Raw genomic sequence first — 26,209 nt, 5'->3', positions numbered from 1 at the left:
CCTGCGTATTGTTAGGCGTCTATTATTTTGCCTGCTACGTAAAGTCCGCGCCCATCAAATCTATCCGGTCAGTGCAGATGCAGTCAACGCCCCAGCTGAGCAAAAGTCGCGCACGTTCCGGGCTGTTCACGGTGTAAACCAGAATCCGCAACCCGGCGGCTTTCAGCGCCTCCGTGCGCGCCTGGGTCAGCGCCTGGTGGTTGATATGCAACGAGATGCACTCTAGTTGGGTGGTCATCGCCTGCCAGTTTTCGTCCCACTCATCCAGCAGCAGGCCGCGCGGCAACTCCGGCACCGCCTGCCGGGCGGCGGCCAGCGCCTCGGCCGAGAAGGAGGAGAGCAGCGGCGGCACCGGCTGCCCTTCCCACAGCAGCCGGGCGGCGGAGGCCACCACTTTGCCGGTCTCTTTCTCGGTGCCGGTGGTGGGTTTGATCTCGATGTTCGCCATCAGCCCATGCTGCGCGCAGCGATCCGCCACTTCAGAGAGCAGCGGCAGTTTCTCACCGCGAAACGCGGTGCTGTACCAGTTGCCCGCGTCCAGCGTCACCAGTTTCTCCCATGGCAGGTCACCCGCCACGCCCCAACCGTTGCTGGTGCGATCCAGCGTATCGTCATGCAGCAGGAAAATCTGGCCGTCCTGCGCCAGCTTTACATCAAATTCAATCATCCGGTGGCCGAGGCGTACCCCGGTCTCAATCGCTACCAGCGTATTTTCCGGGGCCAGCGAGCCGCCGCCCCGGTGCGCCACGATGCGCGGGTAAGGCCAGTCTGTTGTCATTATTCCATCCGTAATCCATCAGCCGTATCAAAGATGTGCAGCGCCTGCGGCGGCAGCACCAGCGAAAGCTCAGAGCCAACCGCCGGGCAGTGCTCATGGGAGAGCCGCACCACCACGCCCTGCCCGCCCCACTGGCCGTGGGCGAGGTTATCCGCCCCCAGCCGCTCCAGCGTCACCACTTTCAGCGGCAGGCCGCGCGTGCTGCCGTCTGCCAGCTGAATATGCTCCGGCCGGATGCCCACGGTCAATGCCCGTTGGCTCCAGGCGGGGCGCACCTCCGGCAGCGGCAGGGCGGTGCCGTCTGCCAGCAGCAGCGCGCTGCCTTCAGCATCCACCTGCCCGTCCAGCAGGTTCATCGCCGGTGATCCCATAAACCCGGCGACAAAGCGGCTGGCCGGGCGCTGGTAGATCTCCGACGGCGTGCCGATCTGCTCCGCCACCCCTTTGTTCATCACAATCACCCGTTGCGCCAGCGTCATCGCCTCCACCTGATCGTGGGTGACGTAAAGACTGGTGGTGCGCAGGCGGCGGTGCAGCTGTTGCAGCTCCAGCCGCATCTGTACCCGCAGTTTGGCATCCAGGTTCGACAGCGGCTCATCAAACAGGAACACCGCCGGTTCACGCACAATCGCCCGCCCCATCGCCACCCGCTGGCGCTGGCCGCCGGAGAGCTCGCGCGGTTTGCGCTTCAGCAGCGGCTGGAGTTCCAGAATGCGCGCCGCCTCCTCGACCTTTTCTGCGATCTGCGCCTTGCCGAAGCCGCGGATCTTCAGGCCGTAGGCCATGTTGTCAAACACGCTCATGTGCGGGTAGAGCGCATAGTTCTGGAACACCATCGCGATGCCGCGATCTTTCGGCTCCAGATCGGTCACGCGCCGCCCGCCGATGTAAATATCGCCGCTGCTGGTGCGCTCCAGCCCGGCCACCATCCGCAACAGCGTGGACTTGCCGCAGCCGGAGGGGCCGACCATCACAATAAATTCGCCGTCGGCGACATCCAGATCAATCTGGCGGATCACCGGGGTTTTGCCGTCATAACTCTTGCTGATCGCCTGCAATTTCAGATTCGCCATTACTCACTTCTCACTGTCAACCAGACCACGAACAAACCAGCGCTGCATCGTCAGCACCACCACCAGCGGCGGCAACAGGGTCAGCAGCATCGCTGCCATCACCTGGTTCCACTGCGTTACGCCATCACCCAGCGAGATCATGCTTTTGATCCCGGCGACGGCGGTGCCCATCGAGGCGTCACTGGTGATCAGGATCGGCCACAGATACTGGTTCCAGCCATAGATAAAGGTGATCACAAACAGCGCTGCCAGGTTAGTCTTTGACAACGGCAGCACCACATCCCAGAAGAAACGCATCGGCCCCGCGCCGTCGATCCTGGCTGCTTCCAGCAGCTCATCCGGCAGCGTCATAAAGAACTGGCGGAACAGGAAGGTGGCGGTGGCGGAAGCCATCAGCGGCAGCGTCAGGCCGGTGTAGCTGTCCATCAGATGCAGCCCGGCCATCACCTCCACCGTCGGGAAGATCCGCACTTCCACCGGCAGCATCAGGGTGAGGAAAATCATCCAGAAAAACAGGCTGCGCAGCGGAAAACGGAAATAGACAATGGCGTAAGCCGAGAAGATCGACACGCTGATTTTGCCCAGAGTGATCACCAGCGCCATCACAAAGCTGTTGAACAGCAACAGGCTGAACGGCGCACTGTGGCGGCTGACCCCCTGCGCCCAGATAGTGCTGACGTTCTGCCACAAATGGCTGCCGGGCAGCAGCGTCATCGGCACCTGAAACACCTGCTGGTTATCCAGCGTGGCGGCCACAAACGCCACGTACAGCGGGAACAGCACCACCAGCACGCCGAGCAGCAGCATCACATGGCAGAAAATATCCAGCCCTCTGCGGTTTTCAATCATTGGTAACGCACCTTACGCTCGACAAAGCGGAACTGGAGCACCGTCAGCCCAATCACCAGCAGCATCAGCACCACGGATTGCGCGGCGGAACTGGCCAGATCCAGCCCGGCAAAGCCCTCACGGTAAATCTTGTAGATAAGCGTGGTGGTGGCCTGTACCGGCCCGCCGGCGGTGGCCGCGTCGATCACCGGGAAGGTGTCGAAGAAGGCGTACACCAGGTTGACCACCAGCAGGAAGAAGCTCACCGGCGAGATCAGCGGCAATACCAGATTGAAGAAACGCCGGACCGGCCCGGCGCCGTCAATCGCCGCCGCCTCCACCAGCGAGCGCGGGATAGACTGCAACGCCGCCAGGAAAAACAGGAAGTTGTAGCTCACCTGTTTCCAGACTGACGCCACCACCACCAGCGCCATCGCCTGCCCGCTGTACTGGGCGTGGTTCCAGTCATACCCCATCGTGCCCAGCCAGTGGCTGATAAGCCCCATGCCGGGGTTGAACAGGAACATCCACAGCACCGCGGCCACCGCCGGGGCGACCGCGTAGGGCAGAATAAACAGCGTCTGGTAAATCCGCCGCGCCCGCACCACCCGGTCAACCAGCGCGGCCAGCAGCAGCGAGATCACAAGCCCGCTCACCGCCACAAGCCCGCTGAAAATCAGCGTGGTGGAGAACGATTCCAGATAGGTGTCGTCCTGCCACAGGGCACTGAAGTTCTCCAGCCCGACAAACTCGCTGGAGATACCGAACGGATCGAGGCGCTGTACCGAATACCACAGCGCCTCCCCCGCCGGCCAGATAAAGAAGATCACGGTAATCAGCAGTTGCGGCAACACCAGCAGATAGGGCAACCAGCGACTGCGGAACCCGGGGCGCGACAGGGACATCAGACGATCCTTGGTTTACTTGGTGGAGGCTTCAAAACGGCGCAGCAGCACGTTGCCGCGTTTTACGGCGGAATCCAGCGCCTGTTGCGCGGTTTTCTTGCCGGTCCAGACGCTTTCCAGCTCTTCATCCACCACGGTACGGATCTGCGGCATGTTGCCCAGGCGCAGGCCACGGGTGAACGGTAACGGCGGCTTGTTCAGCATCTGGCGGGTGGCGGTGTCGGCACCGGGGTTCTTGTCATAGAAGCCCTGCTGGCGCGTCAGCTCGTAGGCGGCGGTGGTGATTGGCAGGTAGCCGGTTTTCTGGTGCCATTCGGCGGCGATCTCCGGCTGGGTCAGGAACTGCATGAACTGCGCCACGCCTTTGTAGGTGGCGGCATCTTTGCCGTTCATCACCCACAGGCTCGCCCCGCCGATGATGGCGTTCTGCGGCGCGCCTTTCGCGTCGGCGTCATACGGCATCATGCCGACGCCATAGTTGAATTTGGCATAGTGGCGGATGTCCGCCAGCGAGCCGGAGGAGGCGGTGGTGATGGCGCAGTCACCGTTGTAGAACTTGGCGGTGGACTCATCTTTGCGGCCGAAGTAGGTGAAGCCGCCCGCTTTATTCAGGTCAGCCAGCATCTGGATGTGTTTGACCTGCTCCGGCTTGTTGAACTCCAGCACCGCGTCGGTGCCGTCAAAGCCGTTGTTTTTAGTGGCGACCGGCAGCCCGTGCCAGGCGCTGAAGTTCTCAATCTGAATCCAGCCCTGCCAGCCGCTGGCGTAGCCGCACTTCATACCGGCCTCACGCAGTTTGGCGGTGTAGGCCGCCAGATCCTGCCAGGTTTTCGGCGGCTGCTCCGGGTCCAGCCCCGCTTTTTTGAAGGCATCTTTGTTGTAGTAGAGCACCGGTGTGGAGCTGTTGAACGGCTGGGAGAGCAGGTGGCCGCTCTTGGCGTCGGTGTAGTAGCCGGACACGGTCGGCACGAATATGGATTCATCAAACGGCAGGCCCGCTTCGCTGAACACCTGATAAACCGGTTTAATCGCTTTGCTGGCCATCATGGTGGCGGTACCGACCTCATACACCTGGAGGATGGCCGGGGCATTGCCGGAGCGGTACGCAGCGATGCCGGCCGCCAGGCTCTGCTCGTAGTTCCCTTTGTAGACCGGCACGATTTTCACGTCCGGGTGGGCCTGGTTAAAGCGATCCGCCAGCGAATCGACTTCCACGCCCAGCTCGCCTTCCATGGAGTGCCAGAACGGAATAGTGGTAACTGCCAACGCGTTTGTGCTGAAAGAGAGAGCCAGTGCCGTACAGAGCGCAACGGTTTTAAGCCGGGATGAAAAGGTAAGGGAAATAAACATGCCTGTCTCCTGAAAAGGGGGGGTGTACGGCACGGTGCAGTAAGCCACTCATGCATGAACACATTTTCGAAACCGGGAGCTAACATGACACGATAAAATGATAGAAAAATAACCGTTAAATGACAATAAAATGACAGATGAATGAAGTGAGAGTGACGGACAGATGGCAAAAAAGGGGGCGAAGCGCCGGGGAGACGCCTCGCCGTTAACAATTACAGGGCGCGTTTCAGGCGGGCCACGGCTTCCTGCATCTGCTCTTCAGTGGCCGTGGCGAAGGAGAGACGGAAGGTCGAGTGATCCGGCTCGGCAGCGAAGAAGTATTCGCCCGGCACAAATACCACGCCCTGTTTCAGCGTCTCCTGCAACCATTCTGCGGTGTTGCGCGGCTGGCGGAATCTCGCCCACAGGAACATGCCGCCTTTCGGCATCTCAAAGGTCACATGCTCACCCAGCTCCTGTTCCAGCAGGGAGGCCAGCACCTCGCATTTGCGCTTATAGGCAGCGCGGATGGTTTCGATCTGCGCCGGTAACCGCCCCAGCCCGAGGTAATATTCCGCCACCACCTGCGACAGCGAACTGGCGTGCAGATCCGCTGCCTGTTTGATGCTGGCGACTTTGTGCAGCAGCCAGGCCGGCATGATCACCCAGCCCAGGCGCAGCCCCGGTGCCAGGATCTTGGAGAAGGTGGAGGTGTAGATGACGTTGTCGGTATGGCCGTTTAACGCCGCCGCCAGCTCAAACAGCGTCGGGTTGCGCTCGTCGGTGAAGCGCAGTTCGCCATACGGGTCATCTTCAATGATCAGGAAACGGTGCTCGGCGGCCAGCGTCACCAGCTGTTCGCGGCGCGCGCGGCTCAGGGAGACGCCGCTCGGGTTGCCGAAGGTCGGCACCAGATAAACGCCCTTGATGGTCTGCGTTTTCAGCAGCTCGGCCAGGTCGTCCACGATCATGCCGTCACGGTCAGAACGCACCGTTAACAACTGCGCTTCGGCCAGTTCCAGCGTTTGCAGCGCCGCCAGGTAGGTCGGGCTTTCCACCACAAAGATGTCGCCGGGGTTGACCAGCGCACGCATCACCAGATCCAGCGCCTGCTGGGAACCGGCGGTCACCACAATGTCCTCCGGCCGGGTCATGACCCCGCGCTCCGCGCACAGCGCCGTGATCTGTTCACGCAGGGCGTGGCTGCCTTCAGTCAGGCCGTACTGGAAAGCATTCTTCGGCTGTTCGGTAATCGCGAGCTGCGTCGCCTGGCTCAGCCCTTCAAAATCAAACAGCGCATCCGACGGAATACCGCCGGCCAGCGAGATGACGTTCTCCATTTTACTGTGCTTAAGCAACTCGCGGATGGCCGAACTCTTCAGCCTGATCATGCGCTGTGCCAGTAATCCTTCAGTGTTCATCTCTTTCTTCATGTTCATTCACTAAAAATAGGGGCCTGAAAAAGGGGCGTTGCCGCCCCGCTCCGGTCAGCCGCCCAGATAGGCGCTGCGTACCGCTTCGTTTGCCAACAGGGCGTCGCCGCTGTCTTCCAGCACCACGTGGCCGTTTTCCAGCACGTAACCGCGGTCAGCCAGTTTCAGCGCCTGGTTGGCGTTTTGTTCCACCAGGAAGATGGTCATGCCCTCTTCCCGTAATTGCTGGATGGTGTCAAAAATCTGCTGAATGATGATCGGTGCCAGCCCCAGCGACGGCTCGTCGAGCAGCAGCAGTTTCGGCTGGCTCATCAGCGCCCGGCCGATCGCCAGCATCTGCTGTTCACCGCCGGACATGGTGCCGGCACGCTGCGCCTCCCGCTCTTTCAACCGGGGGAACAGCGTATACACCCGCGCCAGCCGTTGCTGGAACTGATCTTTCGCGGCAAAAAAACCGCCCATCGCCAGATTCTCTTCCACCGTCATGCGGGAGAAGACCCGCCGCCCTTCCGGCACAATGGCGATCGCCCCGCGCATAATCTGCGCCGTCTGCCAGTCGGTAATATCGTTGCCTTCGAAGCGGATACGCCCGCCACTGGCGCGCGGCTCGCCGCACAAGGTGCCGAGCAGCGTGGTTTTCCCGGCACCGTTGGCACCGATCAGCGTGACGATCTCACCCTTGTCGATATGCAGACTGACATTATGCAGCGCCTGAATCTTGCCATAGTGGGCGGAAACCTGGCTTAACGACAACATCGGATTTAATGACAAAGTAATTATTCCTCGCCCAGATAGGCCCGGATCACATCCGGGTTGTTACGGATTTCTGCCGGGGTGCCGTGTGCCAGCGGCGTGCCCTGGTTGACCACGTAGATGCGGTCCGAAATGCCCATCACCAGTTTCATGTCATGCTCAATCAGCAACACTGACACATTGTGGTGGCCGCGCAACTCGGCGATCAGCTCGTCCAACTCGTCGGTCTCTTTCGGGTTCAGCCCGGCGGCCGGCTCATCCAGCATCAGCAGTTCCGGGCGCGTCACCATGCAGCGGGCGATCTCCAGCCGCCGTTGCTGGCCGTAGGCCAGATTCCCGGCCTGACGGTTCGCCATCTCCAGCAGACCAACGCGCTCCAGCCACACCGCCGCCCGCGCCTGTGCATCCGCTTCGGCCCGGCGGAAGCCCGGCGTCTTGAACAGACCGGCCAGCACGCCGCTTTTCAGGTGCTGATGCTGCGCCACCAGCAGGTTTTCGATCACCGTCATCTCACGGAACAACCGCACATGCTGGAAGGTGCGCACCACGCCCATGCGGGCGATTTTCTGCCCCGGCAGCCCTTCCAGGTGCTGATCGTTGAGTTTGATGGTGCCGCCGGTGGGTTTGTAGAAACCGGTCAGGCAGTTGAATACCGTGGTTTTGCCCGCGCCGTTCGGGCCAATCAGCGAGACAATTTCGCCCCGGTTCAGCGTCAGCGCCACCTGGTTCACCGCCAGCAGGCCGCCGAAGCGCATCATCAGGCCTTCTACCTGCAATAAAGGTTGGGTACTCATGCCTGCTCTCCTTTATCGCCGGAATGGGCAGCCTGTTGCAAGGCGGCCGCTTTCATTTTCAGTTGTGGCCGCTTCATCGGCAGCAACCCTTGTGGCCGCCAGATCATCATCAGCACCATCAGTGCGCCGAGCACCAGCATGCTGTATTCGTTGAGATCGCGCATCAGCTCACGCGACACCACCAGCAGAATCGCCGCCAGAATCACCGCGAACTGCGAACCCATGCCGCCGAGCACCACAATCGCCAGCACAAAGGCCGACTCGGCAAAGGTAAAGGACTCGGGGCTGACGAAGCCCTGCCGCGCCGCGAACAGCGTCCCGGCAAAGCCGGCAAACGCGGCGCTGATGGTGAACGCCGTCAGCTTGATGCGGGTCGGGCTGAGGCCGAGCGAGCGGCAGGCGATCTCATCTTCACGCAGCGCTTCCCATGCGCGCCCCAGCGGCATCCGCAGCAGGCGGTTGATGATAAACAGCGTCAGCACCACCAGCAGCAACGCCACCATGTAGAGGAAAATGATACGGTCGCTGGGGTCATAACGCAGGCCGAAGAAGTTACTGAAGGTGTCCCAGCCGCCGTCACGCGCCGTGCGGCTGAACTCCAGCCCGAACAGCGTGGGTTTCGGGATCTGACTGATGCCGTTCGGCCCGCCGGTGACTTCGGTGTTGTTCAGCAACAGGATGCGCACAATCTCGCCGAAGCCCAGCGTGACAATGGCCAGGTAATCCCCCCGCAGGCGGAGCACCGGGAAGCCGAGCAGGAAGCCAAACGCGGCGCTGATAAGCCCCGCCAGCGGCAGGCTCTCCCAGAAGCCCAGCGCGTAGTAGTGGTTAAGCAGCGCGTAGGTGTAAGCGCCGATGGCGTAAAAGCCGCCGTAACCCAGCACCAGCAGCCCGGACAGCCCAACCACCACGTTAAGGCCCAGCCCCAGCATGATGTAGATCAGCGTCAGGGTGGCGATGTCCACCGTGCCGCGTGACACCAGAAACGGCCAGGCGATCGCCGCCAGCAACAGCACCATCGCCAGCACTTTCTGGCGTGCCGTGGAGCCGTCAAAACTCGGCAACACGAACGCGGGTGCGTTGCCGCGCTTCAGTGTCTGTTGCAGCAGCGGCCGGAACAGCTGGAAGAAAAACACCACCACGCAGCCGATGCCGATCCATTCCCAGCGCACGCTTGATGCGCCGTTCACTACCAGCCGGGTGCCGTCGAGGCTCAGTTGCAGCCCCATCAACAGGGAGGCCAGCACCAGCAGCACCAGCGCGGAAACCAGTGCATTGACCAGATTGAGCTGTTTCATACTTTCTCAACCTCCGGGCGGCCCAGGATGCCGGTCGGCATCACCAGCAGCACCACAATCAGCAGCGCAAAGGAGACCACATCTTTGTATTCGGTGCTCAGGTAAGCGGAGGTGAGCGCCTCGGCCACGCCGAGGATCAGCCCGCCAATCATCGCGCCCGGAATGCTGCCGATGCCGCCCAGCACCGCGGCGGTAAAGGCTTTCATCCCGGCCATAAAGCCGATGTAGGGGTTAATCACGCCGTAGAACTGGCCGAGCAGCACGCCCGCCACTGCCGCCATCGCCGCGCCGATCACAAAGGTCAGTGAGATGACCCGGTCGGTGCTGATGCCGAGCAGGCTGGCCATTTTCAGATCTTCCGCGCAGGCACGGCAGGCACGGCCCATCCGCGAATAGCGGATAAACAGCGTCAGCGCCAGCATGGCGATAAAGGTCACGATCCAGATAGTGAGCTGCATGGTACTGATGGTGGCGGCAAAGCCGTTGCTCTCGCCCAGCGTCCATTTGCCGGTGACGATGCTCGGCAGCGCCAGATCGCGCGAGCCTTGCGTCAGGCTGACGCTGTTTTGCAGGAAGATCGACATGCCGATGGCGGAGATCAATGCGATCAGCCGCTTCGAACTGCGCACCGGCTTGTAGGCCACGCGCTCGATGCTCCAGCCGTAGGCGCTGGCGATCACAATCGCCACGATAAACCCGGCGCCGATCAACAACCAGCCCGCGTCAATGCCCATCATCATCAGGGCGGCGATCACGATAAAGGAGACATAACTGCCGATCATATAGACCTCGCCGTGGGCGAAGTTGATCATGCCGATGATGCCGTACACCATGGTGTAACCGATGGCGATAAGTGCATACGTGCTGCCCAACGTGACGCCGTTGAACATCTGTTGCAGGAAATAGAGAAACTGCTCTGACATACGCTGACCTTAACGTGCGGACGCCCGGCCCGGGGTGATAAAGGCAGAAGAGGCGCGGTTCTCCGCGCCCCTCCTTGTGACTTCACCCGCCGGCGTCCTGCAATAGCGGGGGCTTATTTAACCGGTGTGGAGGTGCCGTCGGCGTGCCACTGGAAGATGCCGAACTCGAACCCTTTCAGGTCGCCTTTCTCATCCCAGCTCAGCGGGCCCATCACGGTATCCACTGGTTTGGCTTTGAGGTCTTTGACGATAGCTTCCGGCTCCTGGCTGCCGCTGCGCACCATGCCGGTGGTCAGGGACTGCAGTGCTGCGTAGGTTGTCCAGACGAACGGGCCGGTCGGGTCGAGTTTTTTGGCTTTCAGTGCGTCCACAATCGGCTGGTTGGTCGGCACCTGGTCATAGCGCTTCGGCAGCGTCACCAGCATGCCTTCGGAGGCGGCACCTGCGATGTTCGACAGCGACGAGTTGCCGACCCCTTCCGGCCCCATGAATTTGGCCGTCAGCCCCGCCTGTTTGGCCTGGCGCAGCATCTGCCCCATTTCCGGGTAGTAACCGCCGAAGTAGACGAAATCAACGTTCTCTTTCTTCAGGCGCGCCACCAGCGTGGAGAAGTCTTTATCCCCGGCGGTGATCCCTTCGAACAGCACCACATTGGCCCCGGCTTTTTTCAGGCTCTCCTGCACCGAGCGCGCCAGCCCTTCGCCATACTGCTGTTTGTCATGCACCACGGCGATTCGCTGCGGTTTGATGGTGTCGACGATATATTTTGCCGCCGTCGGCCCCTGATCAGAGTCCAGGCCGGTGGTGCGCATGATCATCTTGTAACCGCGGGTGGTCAGGTCGGCGTTGGTGGCAGCCGGGGTGATCATGATGATGCCTTCGTCTTCATAAATATCGGACGCCGGCTGGGTAGAGGAGGAGCAGAGATGGCCGATGACGTAACGGATGCCGTCATTGATCACTTTGTTGGCCACCGCCACCGCCTGTTTCGGGTCGCAGGCATCGTCATATTCCACGCCCACCAGAGTGTCACCCTTGAGCAGCCCTTTGGCGTTGATGTCTGCGATCGCCTGGCGTGCGCCGGTGAACTCCATGTCACCATACTGAGCGACCGGGCCGGACATGGCCCCGACGATCGCGATCTTAATCTCTTTGGCTACCGCCGCCTGCGCCATCGCCATGGCGATACACCCTGCCAGCAGTACCGAACCCGTTTTGGTTACTTTCATCCGAACTACCCCATCTGTGGTTGTGATGTCATTGTTGTGTTTATTGCCTAAAAAATAGCCGCTTATTCCTTTTTCTGTATAGGTAATAACGGTTTAGTTTTCTTGCAGGCGTTTTTTTATAATAAGACTTTATTTTTCATGCCATTAAACAGGAATTTTCTTCTGCAAATCAACTCACATACTCAGAAACAAGCGGTGCAAACAGAATAAAAATCGGAGTAAATTCGCGCGCCCTGAGATCATTATGGTCGCTTATGCTGGCTTTTGCCGCACCCGGTGCTCTATAACTCTGAAAATGCGTGCGCAGAAAAACGTTGTGCGCAGTTAAAAAAATAGTGTTCGCTGTTTTTGCACAGTACAAATAACAGGGCCGCCGCCCGCGAGGGTGAACCAACGGCGGTAAAAGTGCGCGGGCATTTCCCCCGCGACGGTGACTCCCCAGGGCAAAGAACGTATGAAACTCACCATTGAGCGGCTGACGGCGTTGAGTCAGCAAGATGTGATTGATTTAGAAAAGATTTGGCCGCAACAGGCGTTCGCTTCCGGCCCGCTGGCCGGCGACCGGGCACTGTTCGCTGCCCGCTTTAATGCGCGGCTGCTGGCGGCGGTGGAGGTTGAGGTGACGGGCACAACAGCGGTGATGCGCGGTTTTACGGTGCGGGAAGTGACGCGCCGCCGGGGCGTGGGGCGTTATTTGCTGGAAGAGACGCTGCGTCAGCTGCCGGACGTGCGCCACTGGCGGCTGGAAGGCAACCGCAACGATGCGGCGTTACAGGCGTTTATGCTGGCGTGCGGGTTCCGTGCCGTTGGCGGGCATTGGGAGAAATAGCCGGATAACAGGCACAAAAAAGCCCGGCTGGCCGGGCTTTTTATCGTTAACCGTGACTGCACACCGGGCATTACGCCTCGATCGCCAGCCGCAGTTTCTTCATGGCATTTTTTTCCAGCTGGCGTACACGCTCTGCGGAAACGCCGTACTTGTCGGCCAGCTCCTGCAAGGTGGACTTGTTGTCATCGTCCAGCCAGCGGGCGCGGATGATGTCCTGGCTGCGCTCGTCCAGCCCTTCCAGCGCATAGCTGAGTTTGTCGGCGGCGTTGCTCTCCCAGTTATCCTCTTCAATGCCTTCGGCAAAGTCAGAGCTTTTGTCCTGGAGGTAGAGCATCGGGGCCATCGCCTGACCGTCACGCCCTTCATCGTCCGGCGTTGGGTCAAAGGTCATGTCCTGCGCTGACATGCGGGATTCCATCTCCATCACGTCTTTGCTCGACACGCCGAGTTCACGCGCCACCAGCTCGACTTCATCCTGGTTAAACCAGCCCAGACGCTGCTTGGTTTTGCGCAGGTTGAAGAACAGCTTGCGCTGTGCCTTGGTGGTCGCCACTTTCACGATGCGCCAGTTACGCAGCACGTATTCGTGAATCTCGGCCTTGATCCAGTGCACCGCAAAGGAGACCAGACGCACCCCGACTTCCGGGTTGAAGCGGCGGACCGCTTTCATCAGGCCGATGTTGCCTTCCTGGATAAGGTCCGCCTGCGGCAGACCGTAGCCTGAATAGTTACGGGCTACGTGAGCGACAAAGCGCAGGTGAGACAGGATAAGCTGTTTAGCCGCATCCAGATCGCCCTGATAATGCAGCCGTTCAGCCAGCTCCCGCTCTTCCTCTGCCGTCAGCATCGGATAAGCATTGGCGGCCCGCACATAGGCTTCCAGGCTACCTTGGGGAATTAAGGCTAAAGTTTGCATTTCTTTGGTCATTCAAACCCTCTCTTGATTAGAACGTTCATGCAGGTTCGTTTACCGCCGGGCCTTTTTCATCTGTTTGCGTAGCCACGGGCGGACACCCTTACATTGCTCACTCTTTGACCGTGATCGTCGTCACAAGTTCCCTGACAATCTTTTCCGGACAGCCAACCCTACGTGATGGTGTCAAACTTGGGTAGGGAAAATGTGCGAAAGGAAGAGGCCGGAAAGGTGACTGCGTGGAGGCTCTTCCCCTGCGTACACAATCAGAGCAGCAGGGGAAGAGTATATCAAAAAATAGTTACTGTGGTGTAAAACGCCGTAAATGTTGCACTGTGGCAAGCCACGCGGCAATCCAGCCAATCATCGCGGCAATCAGCAGCAGTAGCAGGCTTTCGTCCCAGCCCAGCCCATGCAGGGTGAAGGTGGTACCGAACACCGACGCAACATGCAGCACCACGCTTTCCAGCCGCAGCACCAGCGCTTCAGAGAGCGCCAGCGACAGCAGCGCCCCGAACAGGCCGAGCATTGCGCCGCCGTTCAGGAACGGACGCAGGATAAAGCCGTCGGTCGCGCCAATCAGCTTCATCACATTAATGGTGTCGCGGCGGCTGAAGATGCTGAGCCGCACACTGTTGCCGATCACCAGGAACACCGCCACGATCATCAGGATGCCGATCATCGCCGCCACCTGGCCGACCAGCCCGGTCAGCGCCGCCAGCCGGGCGAACCAGCTGTCATCCATCCGCACTTCGTCAATGCCCTGCACGGCCGCCACCCGGTCACGCAGGGTGTTGAGCGTCTCCTGGCTCTGGAAGTTGAGCTTCGGCGTGATGATCGCCACCGCCGGCAGCGGGTTCTCTTCCAGCATGTCCAGCGCGCCGCCAAACCCTGACCAGTTGCGGAACTCGCCCATCGCTTCGTCACGGGTGAGGTAGTTAACCTTCTCTACCCCGGCTTCCGCTTTCAGCGCCTTAATGACGTTTTCAGCGGCGTCATCATCCAGCGCCTTGTCGAGGTAGACCGTGAGCTGCGGCGTCGGGTACCACTGCTGGGCGGCGGTGCTGACGTTTTTCCACACCAGATAACAGACGCTCGGCAGCGTCAGCGAAATGGCGATCACCATGATGGTCAGCAAGGTCGCCAGCGGCTGGCGCAGCATGTCAGACAGCGCATTTGACCAGGCATAGCGCCACTGCTCATGCCAGCCGCCGCGCAGGGATTTGCTCTTGGCGGTATTGGCCGGTGCGGCGTTGCGGGTGGTTTTCGGATTACTGGCCATGGTGGTGCCCTCCGCCCATGCGGCCCTGGCTCAGGGTCAGGATGCGATAATCACGGCGGGCGATCAGGCCCATGTCGTGGGTGGCCATCAACACGGTGACGCCGACCCGGTTGAACTCTTCGAACAGGCGCAAAATGCCTTCGGAGAGCGCTTCGTCAAGGTTACCGGTGGGTTCGTCCGCCAGCAGCACGGCCGGTTTATTCACCACCGCACGGGCGATGCCGACGCGCTGCTGTTCCCCGCCGGAGAGCTGGATCGGGAAGTTTTTCGCTTTGTCCAGCAGGCCGACTTTGTCCAGCGCCGCGGACACGCGGCGGCGGATGTCTTCGGTGCTGGCCCCGGCGATCACCAGCGGCATCGCCACATTGTCATACACCGTGCGGTCCATCAGCAGGTGGTGATCCTGGAAAATCATGCCGATCTGGCGGCGCAGGAACGGCACTTCACTGCTTTTCAGGCGGCTGATGTCATGCCCGCCGAACCAGATATGCCCGGCGCTGGGGCGCTCAATGCCGCAAATCAGCTTGAGCAGCGTACTTTTCCCGGCACCGGAGTGGCCGGTCAGGAACGCCATTTCCGCCGGACGGAGGTGGAAATCCACCCCCTGCAACGCTTGCCGGCCACCGAGATAAGCTTTACTGACCTGTTCAAAGCGAATCATCCGTATTAATCCTCTCGGGCAAAAAGTGCCTCAATAAAATCGTCGGCCTTGAACGGCCGCAAATCTTCAATGCTCTCACCGACGCCAATGTAGCGGATCGGGATGCCGAACTGGTCAGCGATGGAGAAGATCACCCCACCTTTCGCCGTACCGTCCAGTTTCGTCAGCGTGATGCCGGTCAGGCCCACGGCTTCATTAAACAATTTCGCCTGGCTGACCGCATTCTGCCCGGTGCTGGCATCCAGCGTGAGCATAACCTCATGGGGGGCGTTCTCGTCCAGTTTTTTCATGACGCGGACAATCTTCTTCAGCTCTTCCATCAGGTGCGATTTGTTCTGCAAACGCCCGGCGGTATCGGCGATTAACACGTCGATTTTGCGCGCTTTGGCGGCTTGCAGGGCGTCGAAGATCACCGAGGCAGAATCCGCGCCGGTATGCTGCGCCACCACCGGGATGTTGTTGCGCTGGCCCCAGACCTGAAGCTGCTCCACCGCGGCGGCGCGGAAGGTGTCACCGGCGGCCAGCATCACGGATTTGCCCTGCGCCTCGAACTGGCGCGCCATCTTGCCGATGGTGGTGGTTTTGCCCACGCCGTTGACGCCGACCATCAGGATCACAAACGGCGTATGGGCGGTGACGTCGAGCGGCTCATCCACTTTCGCCAGAATCTCCGCCATCTCCTCTTTCAGCTTGCCGTAGAGCTGCTCGGCATCTTTCAGCTCTTTGCGGCTGGCGTGCTGGGTCAGGGAGGTGATGATGCGGCGGGTGGTCTCGACGCCGACGTCAGCGATCAGCAGTTGCTCTTCCAGCTCCTCGAACAGGTCGTCATCAATTTTCTTGCCGCGGAACAGGCTGATAAAGCCGGAACCGAGATTCTGTTTGGTTTTGACCAGGCTGCGTTTCAGGCGGGCGAAGAAGCCCTCTTTGGTCGGGCGCTCCTGCTCCTGCGGCAAAGCATCGGCAGGCACAATCGGGGCCAGGTCCAGCGGGGCGGCTTCCTCTTCCCATTCCGCTTCCGGCAGCGCGTCTCCGCGATCGTTCGCCAGTGCCGGGATGGCGGCGTCGGTCTGCTCCACCGGCTGGTGGGCGATGGCCTGTTCGTCCGCCACCTGTTCGGTGATCGTGACAATCTCCTGCGCCAGCTGTTCCGGCACCACGGCGGCCACCGGCTCTGGTTTTACGGGCTCTGGTTTTACGGGCTCTGGTTTTACGGGCTCAGGTTCTACGGTCTCAGGTTCTACGGTCTCAGGTTCTGCAGGCTCAGGCTGCACAGGCGCGTCAGCGACCGGTGTGGGTGCGGTTTCCGGCTCAGCGGGCTTGGGTTCAGCGGGGGCGTCCGGTGCGGTGGTCTCTTCCGGTGAAACCACAACCTCTTCCTGTTCGGTTTTCTCTTCCTGACGGTTACGACCAAACCAGGAGAAAAACCCGCGTTTTTTCTCTTTTGCCATTTTTAGACTTCACTCCTCGCCTGTTGCTGGGCGTCAGGGCATTAAAACGTTATGAACCCGGCAGTCTATCACTTTATGTGAGCGGCAATACACCTCCGGCAGTGCAAAGCCGCTGTTTTCACGGGCATGGCGAAACATTTGCCCTGAAACCTGACACCGGTAGAATAGCGCACCAAACTGTATGTGAGTGCTGCCGGTTCGGCCGCTGAAAATTGAAACGAGATATGGCAAAAAAACCACAAACCGCCCCGGCCGGGCAAATCCGCATTATTGGCGGGCAGTGGCGTGGCCGCAAACTTCCGGTTCCGCACAGCCCCGGCCTGCGCCCCACCACTGACCGGGTACGTGAAACCCTGTTTAACTGGCTCGCGCCGGTGATCCGCGGCGCACGCTGCCTGGACTGCTTTGCCGGCAGCGGCGCGCTGGGGCTGGAGGCGCTCTCCCGCTACGCCGCGCACGCCACGCTGCTGGAGTATGAACGCCCGGTGGCGCAGCAACTGGAGAAGAACCTGGCGCTGTTGCGCCCGGAGAGCGCCGAGGTGGTCAACACCAACGCGTTGAACTGGCTGGAGCAGCCCGGCACGCCGTACGATGTGGTGTTCCTCGATCCGCCGTTCCGCAAAGGCATTCTGGATGCCACTGTTGCGCTGCTGGAGCAGCGCAACTGGCTGGCTCCGGACGCCTGGATCTATATTGAAGCAGAAGCCGAAAGCGCAGCCACCGCCGTGCCGGCGGGCTGGCAGTTACACCGTGAAAAAATCGCCGGGCAGGTCGCCTACCGGCTCTATATCCGCCCGTGTTCTGAGACGTCACCGGCACCCGAGGAGAAGCAAACTGATGTTGATTAATATTGGCCGCCTGTTGATGCTCTGCATCTGGGGCTTTCTGCTGGCGAACCTGGTTCACCCGTTTCCGAAACCGCTGAATATCTTTCTGAATGTGGCGATGATTTTTATGGCGCTGATGCACGGCCTGCAACTGACGCTGCTGAAGTCAACCCAGCCGAAAGAGGGCCCGGCGATCAGCCGCGCGCAGCAGTTCCGCATTTTCCTGTTCGGGGTGTTTGAACTGCTGGCCTGGCAGAAGAAACAACCGGCGCTGAAGAACCTGAAGAAGAAATAACCCGCCTCTCAGGGCGCGGCGTCCGGGGTGAAGGCGATAAACCGCGTCCCCTGAAGCGCAAGCGTGCCGCGCGCGCCCTTATCGATCTGCTGGTAATCCGGTGCACTCAGCACCAACGTCATCGGGCCGCGATCCAGCGGCGTGAACGAGACCTCATAACGCATCTCCTCCACCGGAATCACCTCACGCTGGCGCGACCGGCGGTTGGGTGCCGGGAACTCGCGCTTGCCCGACACCGTCACCACCAGGTGCTGAACCGGCGCGGCGTCATTCTCTGCGGCGGTGCGCCGCTGTTTCAGGTATTGCCGGGTGGCCAGCCCGGCGATCAGCAGCAGCACCAGCACAATAATCAGCGGCGGCTTACTCATCACGGGCGCTTGCCGGGCAGGTGCGGGAACGGCGCGACGTTATCGCCAAGTTCTGAAATACGCGCACTGCCGCGCTCGGTCACGGCATCAATCCGGATCACCGCCTGCAACGGAATGTAGCTGCGGGTGACCCCGGCAAACTCGCTTTTCAGCCGCTCGGCGGATGGGTCAACCAGCACCGTGGAGTGGCTGTCGAACACGAAGTCCGCAATCTCAATAAAGCCGAACAGCGCGCCCTGCACCACTTCCCGCACATAGAGCTGATAGTTTTTGCCGTTATTCATGAACTGAATCCGGTACAGCGGTTGTTCATTGCTCATTATGTTCCTCTCTTCCTGGCGGCAGGAAATCTTACCTTTTCGTTAACATAGCATGGCGGCGGCAGCCAGTGTAACGGACAGTAAAGCACCGGGAATCCGATTGTCCGCCGGCGGCGCTTTCCCCTACACTTATCCCGACAGAGGGAAATGCAGCCGCGCAACGTGCGCTGTAATGATGAAAAACATAAACGTTAAGAGGGAAACAGAATGAGTTGGCCTTTACTTGCGGTAGTTTTTTCGGCCTGGTTATACGTGGATGCCAGTTATCGCGGCCCGGACTGGCAGCGCTGGCTGTTTAAGCCGATCACCTTGTTGCTGCTGCTGCTGCTGGCGCTGGAAACCCCGGTTCTGTCGGTGTACGGCTATCTGATTATTATGGGGCTGGTGGCGACGCTGCTGGGCGATGCGCTGATGCTGTTGCCGAAGTCACGCGTGATGTACGCCCTGGGGGCGTTTTTCCTCTCCCACCTGTTCTATACGCTGAGTTTCGCCACCCAGATGACCATCTCGCTGTTCTGGCCGCTGCCGCTGACGCTGCTGATCATCGGCGCGGTGCTGCTCGCAGTGATCTGGACCCGCCTGGAAGAGATGCGCTGGCCGGTGGTGACCTTTGTGGCGATGACGCTGCTGATGGTGTGGCTGGCAGGTGAGCAATATTACATGCGCAGCACCGACTTCACCTTCTCGATTCTGGTCGGTACTTCCCTGCTGCTGCTGTCGGTGATTCTGTGGCTGGTGAACCACTACCGCCTGAAGTTCCGCGCGGCGGATGCGCTGGTCGCGGCCTGCTACTTCGGCGGCCACTTTATGGTGGTGCGTTCGATGGTGCTGTAACGCCCACCCTTTCACGTCTGCTTTACGGTCTGCGCCGCCTCAGGCGCAGACCTCTGCCCTTCAGGCCACGCCTTTGCGCAACAGGTAACGGTACGGCAGGTTCTCGATGTCTGCGGCCAGCAGGGTGTGCTCCATAAACCGGCAGAAACCGGGAATGTCCCGCGTGGTGGCCGGATCGTCTGCGATAATCAATAACGTCTGCCCCTCTTCCATGTGGCGCACCGCTTTGCGCACCATCATTACCGGTTCCGGGCAACGCAGGCCCAGCGCGTCCAGCGTGTTATCTGCCTGGGAAAATTGGTCTGTCATGGTTTCTCTCAATCAAGGCTGGCCGGTGCGGCAACAGGCCGCGGCCGGAAAGGGGCACAGTTTACCGCTGCTGAAATCTGGCGCAAGCCACGTGAACGTTTGCGCATCATTTAACCATTTGCATCGGTTGCGCAAACAGGTAAGATGCGCGCCGCGCCGCCGGTTATGCGGCACTTTACGCGCCCGGCCCCCTGTGGCCGCCGGGCAGATTACTGGGTTCCCTCACCCCATCACTAAAAAGGTGACATCGATGTACGATTTTTCCCCGCAGCAGCGGATGTCTGCGCTGGTCTGGCTTTCCCTGTTCCACATTCTGATCATTACCTCCAGTAACTATCTGGTGCAGTTGCCGATTGATATTTTTGGCTTCCACACCACCTGGGGCGCGTTTACCTTCCCGTTTATCTTCCTGGCGACTGACCTGACGGTGCGCATCTTCGGCGCGTCACTGGCACGGCGGATTATCCTGGCGGTGATGGTGCCGGCGCTGGTGATCTCTTACCTGGTCTCGGTGGTGTTTTATCAGGGCAGCTGGCAGGGTATGAACGCTGTCACGCAGTTCAACCTGTTTGTGGCGCGCATCGCCATCGCCAGCTTTATGGCCTATGTGCTCGGCCAGATTCTGGATGTGCATGTGTTTAACCGGCTGCGCCAGACCCACCGCTGGTGGGTAGCCCCGGCGGCCTCGATGTTCTTCGGCAACATCAGTGACACGCTCTCCTTCTTCTTCATCGCATTTTACAAGAGCAGCGACGTGTTCATGGCGCAGCACTGGGTGGAGATCGCGCTGGTGGACTACAGTTTCAAGGTGCTTATCTGTCTGATTTTCTTCCTGCCGATGTATGGCCTGCTGCTGAACCGGCTCCTGAAACGCCTGAGCGACGGCGGCCGGCAGATGCAGTACCGGATGCATTGATTGCCGGGCAGTTTGCGCAAAAGTCTGACTTGCTTTTCGGCACTGAATAAGGTGCGATAAGGGCCGAAAGTCATGGATTCATGATCAAGAAGGAAGCCCTAATGCGTAAACTTGTTAAATATGTCGGAATTGGTCTGCTGGTCACGGGTCTTGCGGCCTGTGACGGCAACAGCGATGAGAAAACCAGCGCCGCGCCGGACACCGACCAGACCACCACCCCGACTGCCAATGGCCGTCAGGTTACCCTGCTCAACGGCAATGTCACCTTCACTATGCCGGGCGACATGACTGACCAGAGCGGCAAGCTGGGCACCCAGGCCAATAATATGCACGTCTACGCTGATGAGAGCGGCCAGAAAGCGATTATTGTCCTGCTGAGCGACAATAGCCCGGACGGGCTGGATGTGCTGGCCAAGCGCCTGGAAGATCAGCAACGCTCACGCGACCCGGACCTCCAGGTTGTCACCAATAAGAGCATTACGGTTGACGGCCAGCCGGCCCAGCAACTGGACAGCGTCATCGCCACCAGCGGCAAAAAAGCTTACTCCTCCGTGGTGCTGGCGAAGGTGGATAACCACCTGCTGACCCTGCAAATCACCCTGCCGGCGGACAACCAGCAGCAGGCGCAGAGCCAGGCAGAAGGCATCATCAATACGCTGAAGGTTAAATAACCCCAGGCGGCACAGACAAAAGGCGGGGTTTTCCCGCCTTTTTTTCGCCCTTTTCCCGGCGCTTTTTTTATGCGGTACTTACCGCCGCGCCAGCCGTTGCCCGTCACCGTCAAACAGCAGCATGGCGTCCTCATTCACCCCGAATACCAGCCTCTCCCCGGCCGGGAACTGCAACTGTTTCGATGACTTAAGTTTCAGCGCCTGCTCACCGGCGCGGGCATATACCAGCGTCGCGTCACCCTGCAACTCCGTGAATTCCACCTCCACCGACAGATAGATATCGTTCGCTTCCTGCAACCGGTACTCTTCCCGCAAACTGAAGTGTTCGGGCCGGATGCCGACCCACAACGCCTGCCCCGGCTGCACGCCGATGGGCGGGCGGCGCAGCGTCACCGGTGCCTGTTGCGCCATCACCAGTTGCCCGCCTTGCCAATGCGCGGGGATCAGGTTGATTTTCGGCGTGCCGATAAACTCCGCCACAAAGGTGTTCTGCGGGCAGTTATACAGCTCGACCGGGGTGCCGATCTGCTCAATCCGCCCTTTATTCAGCAACACAATGCGGTCGGCCAGCGTCATCGCCTCGACCTGATCGTGCGTGACGTAAATCATGGTGTTTTTCAGCCGGGTATGCAGCCGGCTGATCTCCTGGCGCATCTGCACCCGCAGGGCGGCATCGAGGTTAGAGAGCGGCTCATCAAACAGGAACACCTCCGGCTGCTGCACAATCGAGCGCCCAATCGCCACCCGTTGCCGCTGCCCGCCAGAGAGCTGCTGCGGCAGGCGGTCGAGCACCTCCTCCAGCCCCAGCATCTGGGTGGCATCCTGCACGCGGCGCGTAATTTCCGCCGCCGGGGTGCGGCAGTTCTTCAGGCCAAACGAGAGATTCTGCCGCACGGTCATGTGCGGGTATAACGCGTAGGACTGAAACACCATCGACAGGCCGCGCTTGCCGGCCGGCACATGGGTGACCTCTTTGCCATTGATGAATACCGCGCCGGCGGTGAGCGTTTCCAGCCCGGCAATGATGCGCAACAGGGTTGATTTCCCGCAGCCTGAGGGGCCGACCAGCACCAGAAATTCACCCGCCTTTACCGAAAGGGATAATTCGTTGATGACATGACTGTTCTGATAACACTTGGTGATGCGATCCAGCGTGACGCCTGACATAGTCAATATCCTTCTGAAACTAAACCCCAGGGGAACCGGCGGCCGGTGATGCGGCGATCAGGGCCAGCAATTCGCGTGTTTTTGCCTGCATCAGCGGCCGGTCGCCGCGTGACTCCACATTCAGCCGCAGCAGCGGTTCGGTATTTGAGCAGCGCAGGTTGAAGCGCCACGTCGCAAACGCCATGCTCACCCCGTCAATGTGGGTCACGCTGGGGGCATCCGGCGCGCCCACGGCCATATCCGGCGCGCGCCCGGCCATATAGTGCGCCTCAATGGCCCGCATCACCTGCACAGGGTCTTCCACCCGGCAATTGATCTCCCCGGAGACCGGGAAGCGCGCTTTAAGCCCGGCGACCCAGGCCGAGAGCGGCTGGGGGCGTTCGCCGAGCAGTTGCAGCATCAGCAGCGCCGGGATCATGCCGCTGTCGCAATAACCGAACGCCCGGAAATAGTGGTGGGCGCTCATCTCGCCGCCGTACAGCGCGTCCTCCTGCCGCATACGCTCTTTCATAAACGCGTGGCCGGTTTTGGTTTCCACCGGGGTGCCGCCGTGCCGCATGATCGTCTCGCGGGTCGCCCAGATCAGCCGGGGATCGTGCAGGATCGTTTCGCCGGGCGTGCGCGCCAGCAGGGCATCGGCCAGCAGGCTGACCACGTAATAGCCTTCGAGGTATGCCCCCTGTTCGTCGAAGATAAAACAGCGATCGAAGTCACCATCCCAGGCGAGGCCGATGTCCGCCCGGTGATTCAGAATGGCCGCCTGCGTGGCGGCCCGGTTCTCCGGTAACATCGGGTTAGGGACGCCATGGGGAAAGCGGCCGTCAGGCGTATGGTGAATCTTGATCCAGTTTATCTCGCAGCCCATCCGGCACAGCCGCTGTTCCAGCGCGTCCAGCATGGGCCCGGCGGCCCCGTTGCCGGCGTTCACCACCACCCGCAGCGGCCGCAGCGGTTGCCCTTGCAGGTAGCTGAGCAGGTGGTCGAGGTAGGGCGTGCGGTGGTCCAGCTGGCGATAGCTGCCGACGCGTGACGGGGGAAACTGGTTGGCTTCGGCCAGTGCCTTGATCGCCAGCAACCCGCTGTCACTGCTGATCGGTTTTGCCTCTTCCCGCACCAGTTTCATCCCGTTGTAGTGGGCCGGGTTATGGCTGGCCGTGACCTGAATACCACCGCAGGCGTTCAGGGCGCGGGTAGCGAAGTAGACTTCTTCCGTGCCGACCATGCCGATGTCTATCACGTCTGCACCGCCCGCCTGCAACCCGGCGGCCAGCGCCTGTTTCAGCCCGGCCGTGGAGAGGCGGTTATCCCCGCCGATCACCACCCGCGTCGGGTGCAGCCAGGCGCTGTAGGCCCGGCCGATGCGCCGGGCGATCGCCTCATCCAGCGTGATGCCCAGCTCGCCGCGGATGTCATACGCCTTAAAACAGCTCAGTGTTTCCATTATCTATCCTGCTGTTCACTACGGTTCCGGGTGCACCTTTCGTTCAGGTTGATTCGCGCACGATCAACGCAAAACCGAGGTTATGGTGCACCCCCTTTTTCCCTTCCAGTAACAATCCGGCGGCCATCTCCCCTTTTTTTTCAGCATCCTGTGCAATGGTGGTCAGGCCGGGCAGGCTGTCAGGCAGCGGCATGTTGTCGAAGCCGGTGATGGCGATGTCCTGCGGAATGGCCAGACCGGCCCCAAGGCATGCCTGCACGGCACCCAGCGCAAAGCGGTCAGAGAGGCAGATCAGCGCCGTGATCGCCGGGCTGTCGCGCAGCAATGCCTGCGCGGCCAGCGCCCCGTGTTGTTCGTCATGTTCCGTCTCAAATAACCGGCACATGGCCAGATCGATGCCGTGCGCGGCCAGCGTGGTTTTGCAGGCATTGACCCGCGTCAGCATCAGGGTGTTATCGCCGCCCAGCGGGGCCGACAACGCAGACATCCCCCGCCTTCCCTGGCGGGAAGGAAAAGAGATAATGCCGATGCGCCGGTGGCCTTTTTCCAGCAGGTGCAGGCAGATCTGCTGCATCGCCGATGCGTTATCAATCGAGACGCTGCTGTGGTGCGGAATGGCAAAATCGGTGGTGACAATCGGCAGCCCCTTTGCCAGCGCTTTTTCAATAATCCGGTCGTTATTGAACGTCGCGTTCAAAATATAACCATCCACCGCGGCATTAATGGCGTTAATTCTGGCGTTGTCTTTCTGCTTCAGCGGAATAAGCACAATATTGGCGCCCTTCTTTTCACAGGCGTTGGCGATGCCTTTCATCAGATTCAAATCATGGTGGTCGGTAAAGACATAACTCAGGGAATCATTAAAAATAACGCCGATGGCGTCTGACTTTCCGGTGCGTAATGCCCGGCCGATATTATCCGGGCCATGAAAATAATGGGATGAGGCATACGCTAAAATCCGCTCCCGCAAGGCGGGCGAAAGTTTCTCCGGATTATTATAGGCATTGGACACCGTGGTATGGGTCACCCCTAACTCCCGCGCAATAGACTTCAGTGTCATTTTTTTCTGAATGGGCATACGCATTACCTTAAGCCTTAATAAAAACCGTCACTCTTCTGCAGAGAGTAACCCATCAGGCCTCAGCTTATAAAACACTGCCTAATCAGCAGGTGAGTTTAACGATAAACAAAATGAAATCTGTGACAGGTTTAACGTTAAACTTCAACACCCACATGCTAGCGTAAAAAAAGAATCCCACCCTACCTGGCATAAATTAAACGGATTATCATCTGATAATTATTTAAGGGGCGAATATATGTTATCCAAATTATTAATGCCGGTTATATTTACCGGCGCGGCGCTATTTCTCAGCGGATGCGGGCCGGAAGAAAAACAAACGTCAACCCTGAAAATGTGGGTGGCCCCGAATATCACCCAGGAGACGTTCTGGGGTGCCGTCATCCGTGACTGGAACGCGATTCCGGGCAATCCCAAAATTGAGTTCACCGCCATTCCGGTAGCCGGCAGTTCGGAAGAGGCGATCATGAACGCGCTGGCGTCCGGCACGGAGCCGGATATCTCCACCAATATTTTTATCGGTTTTGCCACCCAGCTGGCCGGGCTGGGCCAGCTCACTGACTTCTCCACCCTGGAAGGGTATGACGCGCTGGTCAACGCGCGGAAAATGAAACCGTTCATTGATGCCTGGGAAATCAACGGGGAAAACAACGTCATCCCGATTTATGTCAGCCCGATTGTTTACTGGTGGCGCGGCGATTTGTTGGAAAAACTGGGCGTTGACCGGGTGCCGGTGACCTACCAGGAGGTCTATTCCTTGTCAGAAAAGAATGTTGCCGCGGGCGGCCGCTATTCGATGCAGGTCACGGCCGGGAAAAACTGGTGGGATCGCTGGTTTGATTTTGTCCCGCTCTATTATGCGGCCTCCGGTAATAAACCTTACCTGAAAAACGATCGCGCTGAATTCAATAACCCAGCCGGGCTGGAGGTATTAACCTTTATCCAGAAGATGTTCCTGAATAAATGGTCGAGTTACGATTTCACAGCGGCAGATGACCCGCTGGTTACCAGTGATGTGATTGGCGCGGTGCGCGGCCCATGGGATATTACCCGCTACCGTGAACAATACCCGGATATATTAAAAACCATCCGCATCGGACCCATGCTCACTGCCGCCGGAAGTGCTGCCCCGGCCACCATGGCCGACAGCAAAGGGCTGGTGTTATTTAACAGCTCCGATAAAAAAGAAGAGGCGTGGAAATTTATTCAATGGGTCTATTCCAACCCGAAATATGATGTGAAATGGCTGGAATTAACCAACATGCCGCCGGCGCGGGAAGACTTGCTGACCAACCCGCTGTTCTCCGGTTATTTGAATAATAACCCGCTGGCAAAAGAGATTATCTCATATGTGAACCGTGCCACCCCACCGGCAGCAACAACCCGGACGATTGACGTCCAGCGCAGCATGACCCAAATGATTGAGCGCACTATTTTTGAGAACCGCTCCCCGGCGCAGGCATTACAGACATCAGCTGACGACATTAATTACACTCTGGGTAAATAA

General features: G+C 59.7%; 28 protein-coding genes. 7 read left to right on the top strand and 21 right to left on the bottom strand.

Annotated features, from left to right (window positions below; translation table 11 throughout):
* Window positions 1–34: 34 nt before the first annotated feature.
* From ugpQ to CYR55_RS15575, 11 genes are all read right to left on the bottom strand, one after another.
* Window positions 35–778: a glycerophosphodiester phosphodiesterase gene (ugpQ, locus tag CYR55_RS15625; RefSeq protein ID WP_101817301.1), complete on the bottom strand. Its 744-nt coding sequence runs from the start codon at window positions 776–778 to the stop codon at window positions 35–37.
* The gene (locus CYR55_RS15620) at window positions 778–1,851 is read right to left on the bottom strand and encodes a sn-glycerol-3-phosphate import ATP-binding protein UgpC (RefSeq protein ID WP_101817300.1); all 1,074 of its coding nucleotides are present in this window, start codon (window positions 1,849–1,851) and stop codon (window positions 778–780) included. The genes ugpQ and CYR55_RS15620 overlap by 1 nt, the downstream gene beginning before the upstream one ends.
* 3 nt (window positions 1,852–1,854) lie before the next feature.
* The gene (gene ugpE, locus CYR55_RS15615) at window positions 1,855–2,700 is read right to left on the bottom strand and encodes a sn-glycerol-3-phosphate ABC transporter permease UgpE (protein ID WP_101817299.1); all 846 of its coding nucleotides are present in this window, start codon (window positions 2,698–2,700) and stop codon (window positions 1,855–1,857) included.
* Window positions 2,697–3,584, bottom strand: coding sequence for a sn-glycerol-3-phosphate ABC transporter permease UgpA (gene ugpA, locus CYR55_RS15610; protein ID WP_101817298.1), 888 nt, complete (start codon window positions 3,582–3,584; stop codon window positions 2,697–2,699). Before ugpA ends, ugpE begins: the two co-directional genes overlap by 4 nt.
* A gap of 15 nt (window positions 3,585–3,599) precedes the next feature.
* Window positions 3,600–4,934: a sn-glycerol-3-phosphate ABC transporter substrate-binding protein UgpB gene (gene ugpB / locus CYR55_RS15605; protein ID WP_101817297.1), complete on the bottom strand. Its 1,335-nt coding sequence runs from the start codon at window positions 4,932–4,934 to the stop codon at window positions 3,600–3,602.
* Between the two features lie 212 nt (window positions 4,935–5,146).
* On the bottom strand, window positions 5,147–6,334 hold the full coding sequence (locus CYR55_RS15600; RefSeq protein WP_101817296.1) for an aminotransferase-like domain-containing protein: 1,188 nt from the start codon (window positions 6,332–6,334) through the stop codon (window positions 5,147–5,149).
* A gap of 66 nt (window positions 6,335–6,400) precedes the next feature.
* Complete coding sequence (livF, locus tag CYR55_RS15595) at window positions 6,401–7,102, bottom strand: high-affinity branched-chain amino acid ABC transporter ATP-binding protein LivF (protein WP_101817295.1); 702 nt, start codon at window positions 7,100–7,102, stop codon at window positions 6,401–6,403.
* A gap of 20 nt (window positions 7,103–7,122) precedes the next feature.
* Window positions 7,123–7,893: a high-affinity branched-chain amino acid ABC transporter ATP-binding protein LivG gene (livG, locus tag CYR55_RS15590; protein ID WP_101817294.1), complete on the bottom strand. Its 771-nt coding sequence runs from the start codon at window positions 7,891–7,893 to the stop codon at window positions 7,123–7,125.
* Window positions 7,890–9,191 carry a high-affinity branched-chain amino acid ABC transporter permease LivM gene (locus CYR55_RS15585; protein ID WP_101817293.1) on the bottom strand — a complete coding sequence of 434 codons (1,302 nt, stop codon included), beginning with the start codon at window positions 9,189–9,191 and terminating at the stop codon, window positions 7,890–7,892. The genes livG and CYR55_RS15585 overlap by 4 nt, the downstream gene beginning before the upstream one ends.
* Window positions 9,188–10,114 (bottom strand): high-affinity branched-chain amino acid ABC transporter permease LivH, encoded by a 927-nt coding sequence (gene livH, locus CYR55_RS15580; protein WP_101817292.1) that lies wholly within the window; start codon window positions 10,112–10,114, stop codon window positions 9,188–9,190. Before livH ends, CYR55_RS15585 begins: the two co-directional genes overlap by 4 nt.
* 113 nt (window positions 10,115–10,227) lie before the next feature.
* Entirely contained in the window at window positions 10,228–11,343 is a 1,116-nt protein-coding gene (locus CYR55_RS15575) for a branched-chain amino acid ABC transporter substrate-binding protein (protein WP_101817291.1), read from the bottom strand.
* Between the two features lie 454 nt (window positions 11,344–11,797).
* On the opposite strand from CYR55_RS15575, the gene panM reads away from it, so the two are divergent.
* Window positions 11,798–12,172 (top strand): aspartate 1-decarboxylase autocleavage activator PanM, encoded by a 375-nt coding sequence (gene panM / locus CYR55_RS15570; protein WP_101817290.1) that lies wholly within the window; start codon window positions 11,798–11,800, stop codon window positions 12,170–12,172.
* A gap of 70 nt (window positions 12,173–12,242) precedes the next feature.
* Here panM and rpoH read toward each other — a convergent pair whose 3' ends face one another.
* The 4 genes from rpoH to ftsY all read right to left on the bottom strand — a co-directional run bounded on the left by rpoH (window position 12,243) and on the right by ftsY (window position 16,476).
* Window positions 12,243–13,100 (bottom strand): RNA polymerase sigma factor RpoH, encoded by an 858-nt coding sequence (rpoH, locus tag CYR55_RS15565; RefSeq protein ID WP_101817289.1) that lies wholly within the window; start codon window positions 13,098–13,100, stop codon window positions 12,243–12,245.
* A 286-nt stretch (window positions 13,101–13,386) separates the two neighbouring features.
* The gene (gene ftsX / locus CYR55_RS15560; RefSeq protein WP_101817288.1) at window positions 13,387–14,367 is read right to left on the bottom strand and encodes a permease-like cell division protein FtsX; all 981 of its coding nucleotides are present in this window, start codon (window positions 14,365–14,367) and stop codon (window positions 13,387–13,389) included.
* Window positions 14,357–15,028 (bottom strand): cell division ATP-binding protein FtsE, encoded by a 672-nt coding sequence (ftsE, locus tag CYR55_RS15555; protein WP_101817287.1) that lies wholly within the window; start codon window positions 15,026–15,028, stop codon window positions 14,357–14,359. Before ftsE ends, ftsX begins: the two co-directional genes overlap by 11 nt.
* Window positions 15,029–15,033: 5 nt before the next feature.
* Entirely contained in the window at window positions 15,034–16,476 is a 1,443-nt protein-coding gene (gene ftsY, locus CYR55_RS15550) for a signal recognition particle-docking protein FtsY (protein ID WP_101817286.1), read from the bottom strand.
* A gap of 224 nt (window positions 16,477–16,700) precedes the next feature.
* Between ftsY and rsmD the strand changes: the two genes are divergently transcribed.
* Both rsmD and CYR55_RS15540 read left to right on the top strand, forming a co-directional pair.
* Window positions 16,701–17,324, top strand: a complete 624-nt coding sequence (rsmD, locus tag CYR55_RS15545; protein WP_101817285.1) for a 16S rRNA (guanine(966)-N(2))-methyltransferase — start codon at window positions 16,701–16,703, stop codon at window positions 17,322–17,324.
* On the top strand, window positions 17,314–17,598 hold the full coding sequence (locus CYR55_RS15540) for a DUF1145 family protein (RefSeq protein WP_101817284.1): 285 nt from the start codon (window positions 17,314–17,316) through the stop codon (window positions 17,596–17,598). Before rsmD ends, CYR55_RS15540 begins: the two co-directional genes overlap by 11 nt.
* A gap of 8 nt (window positions 17,599–17,606) precedes the next feature.
* Here the strand turns inward: CYR55_RS15540 and CYR55_RS15535 are convergent, their stop codons facing one another.
* On the bottom strand, window positions 17,607–17,966 hold the full coding sequence (locus tag CYR55_RS15535; RefSeq protein ID WP_101817283.1) for a DUF2500 domain-containing protein: 360 nt from the start codon (window positions 17,964–17,966) through the stop codon (window positions 17,607–17,609).
* On the bottom strand, window positions 17,966–18,286 hold the full coding sequence (locus tag CYR55_RS15530; RefSeq protein ID WP_072931364.1) for a DUF1820 family protein: 321 nt from the start codon (window positions 18,284–18,286) through the stop codon (window positions 17,966–17,968). Before CYR55_RS15530 ends, CYR55_RS15535 begins: the two co-directional genes overlap by 1 nt.
* A gap of 207 nt (window positions 18,287–18,493) precedes the next feature.
* On the opposite strand from CYR55_RS15530, the gene CYR55_RS15525 reads away from it, so the two are divergent.
* Complete coding sequence (locus CYR55_RS15525; RefSeq protein WP_101817282.1) at window positions 18,494–19,120, top strand: lysoplasmalogenase; 627 nt, start codon at window positions 18,494–18,496, stop codon at window positions 19,118–19,120.
* A gap of 60 nt (window positions 19,121–19,180) precedes the next feature.
* Here the strand turns inward: CYR55_RS15525 and tusA are convergent, their stop codons facing one another.
* Complete coding sequence (tusA, locus tag CYR55_RS15520) at window positions 19,181–19,429, bottom strand: sulfurtransferase TusA (RefSeq protein ID WP_101817281.1); 249 nt, start codon at window positions 19,427–19,429, stop codon at window positions 19,181–19,183.
* A gap of 250 nt (window positions 19,430–19,679) precedes the next feature.
* On the opposite strand from tusA, the gene CYR55_RS15515 reads away from it, so the two are divergent.
* Window positions 19,680–20,345, top strand: a complete 666-nt coding sequence (locus CYR55_RS15515) for a 7-cyano-7-deazaguanine/7-aminomethyl-7-deazaguanine transporter (protein ID WP_101817280.1) — start codon at window positions 19,680–19,682, stop codon at window positions 20,343–20,345.
* 101 nt (window positions 20,346–20,446) lie between these two features.
* A complete protein-coding gene (locus tag CYR55_RS15510; RefSeq protein ID WP_101817279.1) occupies window positions 20,447–21,016 on the top strand; it encodes a DcrB family lipoprotein in 570 nt (189 codons plus the stop codon).
* 78 nt (window positions 21,017–21,094) lie between these two features.
* Here CYR55_RS15510 and CYR55_RS15505 read toward each other — a convergent pair whose 3' ends face one another.
* Genes CYR55_RS15505 through CYR55_RS15495 form a run of 3 tightly spaced genes read right to left on the bottom strand, consistent with a single transcriptional unit; the run spans window position 21,095 to window position 24,702 of the window.
* On the bottom strand, window positions 21,095–22,183 hold the full coding sequence (locus CYR55_RS15505; protein WP_101817278.1) for an ABC transporter ATP-binding protein: 1,089 nt from the start codon (window positions 22,181–22,183) through the stop codon (window positions 21,095–21,097).
* A 19-nt stretch (window positions 22,184–22,202) separates the two neighbouring features.
* Window positions 22,203–23,624, bottom strand: a complete 1,422-nt coding sequence (locus CYR55_RS15500) for a phosphohexomutase domain-containing protein (protein ID WP_101817277.1) — start codon at window positions 23,622–23,624, stop codon at window positions 22,203–22,205.
* A 43-nt stretch (window positions 23,625–23,667) separates the two neighbouring features.
* Window positions 23,668–24,702, bottom strand: coding sequence for a LacI family DNA-binding transcriptional regulator (locus tag CYR55_RS15495; RefSeq protein WP_101817330.1), 1,035 nt, complete (start codon window positions 24,700–24,702; stop codon window positions 23,668–23,670).
* A 238-nt stretch (window positions 24,703–24,940) separates the two neighbouring features.
* On the opposite strand from CYR55_RS15495, the gene CYR55_RS15490 reads away from it, so the two are divergent.
* Window positions 24,941–26,209, top strand: a complete 1,269-nt coding sequence (locus CYR55_RS15490; protein WP_101817276.1) for an ABC transporter substrate-binding protein — start codon at window positions 24,941–24,943, stop codon at window positions 26,207–26,209.

It is taken from the genome of Chimaeribacter californicus, from assembly GCF_002858675.1.
Taxonomy (GTDB): domain Bacteria; phylum Pseudomonadota; class Gammaproteobacteria; order Enterobacterales; family Enterobacteriaceae; genus Chimaeribacter; species Chimaeribacter californicus.
This window is presented reverse-complemented; position numbering and strand designations above follow the sequence as displayed.

Coding starts and splice junctions, on each gene's coding strand:
- tusA (WP_101817281.1), bottom strand. CDS start 19,429: ATGACAGACCAATTTTCCCAGGCAGATAACACGCTGGACGCGCTGGGC.
- ugpE (WP_101817299.1), bottom strand. CDS start 2,700: ATGATTGAAAACCGCAGAGGGCTGGATATTTTCTGCCATGTGATGCTG.
- ugpB (WP_101817297.1), bottom strand. CDS start 4,934: ATGTTTATTTCCCTTACCTTTTCATCCCGGCTTAAAACCGTTGCGCTC.
- CYR55_RS15585 (WP_101817293.1), bottom strand. CDS start 9,191: ATGAAACAGCTCAATCTGGTCAATGCACTGGTTTCCGCGCTGGTGCTG.
- CYR55_RS15515 (WP_101817280.1), top strand. CDS start 19,680: ATGTACGATTTTTCCCCGCAGCAGCGGATGTCTGCGCTGGTCTGGCTT.
- panM (WP_101817290.1), top strand. CDS start 11,798: ATGAAACTCACCATTGAGCGGCTGACGGCGTTGAGTCAGCAAGATGTG.
- CYR55_RS15620 (WP_101817300.1), bottom strand. CDS start 1,851: ATGGCGAATCTGAAATTGCAGGCGATCAGCAAGAGTTATGACGGCAAA.
- livH (WP_101817292.1), bottom strand. CDS start 10,114: ATGTCAGAGCAGTTTCTCTATTTCCTGCAACAGATGTTCAACGGCGTC.
- CYR55_RS15530 (WP_072931364.1), bottom strand. CDS start 18,286: ATGAGCAATGAACAACCGCTGTACCGGATTCAGTTCATGAATAACGGC.
- livG (WP_101817294.1), bottom strand. CDS start 7,893: ATGAGTACCCAACCTTTATTGCAGGTAGAAGGCCTGATGATGCGCTTC.
- CYR55_RS15510 (WP_101817279.1), top strand. CDS start 20,447: ATGCGTAAACTTGTTAAATATGTCGGAATTGGTCTGCTGGTCACGGGT.
- ftsY (WP_101817286.1), bottom strand. CDS start 16,476: ATGGCAAAAGAGAAAAAACGCGGGTTTTTCTCCTGGTTTGGTCGTAAC.
- CYR55_RS15525 (WP_101817282.1), top strand. CDS start 18,494: ATGAGTTGGCCTTTACTTGCGGTAGTTTTTTCGGCCTGGTTATACGTG.
- ugpQ (WP_101817301.1), bottom strand. CDS start 778: ATGACAACAGACTGGCCTTACCCGCGCATCGTGGCGCACCGGGGCGGC.
- ftsX (WP_101817288.1), bottom strand. CDS start 14,367: ATGGCCAGTAATCCGAAAACCACCCGCAACGCCGCACCGGCCAATACC.
- CYR55_RS15600 (WP_101817296.1), bottom strand. CDS start 6,334: ATGAACACTGAAGGATTACTGGCACAGCGCATGATCAGGCTGAAGAGT.
- CYR55_RS15490 (WP_101817276.1), top strand. CDS start 24,941: ATGTTATCCAAATTATTAATGCCGGTTATATTTACCGGCGCGGCGCTA.
- ugpA (WP_101817298.1), bottom strand. CDS start 3,584: ATGTCCCTGTCGCGCCCCGGGTTCCGCAGTCGCTGGTTGCCCTATCTG.
- CYR55_RS15495 (WP_101817330.1), bottom strand. CDS start 24,702: ATGCCCATTCAGAAAAAAATGACACTGAAGTCTATTGCGCGGGAGTTA.
- ftsE (WP_101817287.1), bottom strand. CDS start 15,028: ATGATTCGCTTTGAACAGGTCAGTAAAGCTTATCTCGGTGGCCGGCAA.
- livF (WP_101817295.1), bottom strand. CDS start 7,102: ATGTTGTCGTTAAGCCAGGTTTCCGCCCACTATGGCAAGATTCAGGCG.
- CYR55_RS15575 (WP_101817291.1), bottom strand. CDS start 11,343: ATGAAAGTAACCAAAACGGGTTCGGTACTGCTGGCAGGGTGTATCGCC.
- rsmD (WP_101817285.1), top strand. CDS start 16,701: ATGGCAAAAAAACCACAAACCGCCCCGGCCGGGCAAATCCGCATTATT.
- CYR55_RS15540 (WP_101817284.1), top strand. CDS start 17,314: ATGTTGATTAATATTGGCCGCCTGTTGATGCTCTGCATCTGGGGCTTT.
- rpoH (WP_101817289.1), bottom strand. CDS start 13,100: ATGACCAAAGAAATGCAAACTTTAGCCTTAATTCCCCAAGGTAGCCTG.
- CYR55_RS15535 (WP_101817283.1), bottom strand. CDS start 17,966: ATGAGTAAGCCGCCGCTGATTATTGTGCTGGTGCTGCTGCTGATCGCC.
- CYR55_RS15500 (WP_101817277.1), bottom strand. CDS start 23,624: ATGGAAACACTGAGCTGTTTTAAGGCGTATGACATCCGCGGCGAGCTG.
- CYR55_RS15505 (WP_101817278.1), bottom strand. CDS start 22,183: ATGTCAGGCGTCACGCTGGATCGCATCACCAAGTGTTATCAGAACAGT.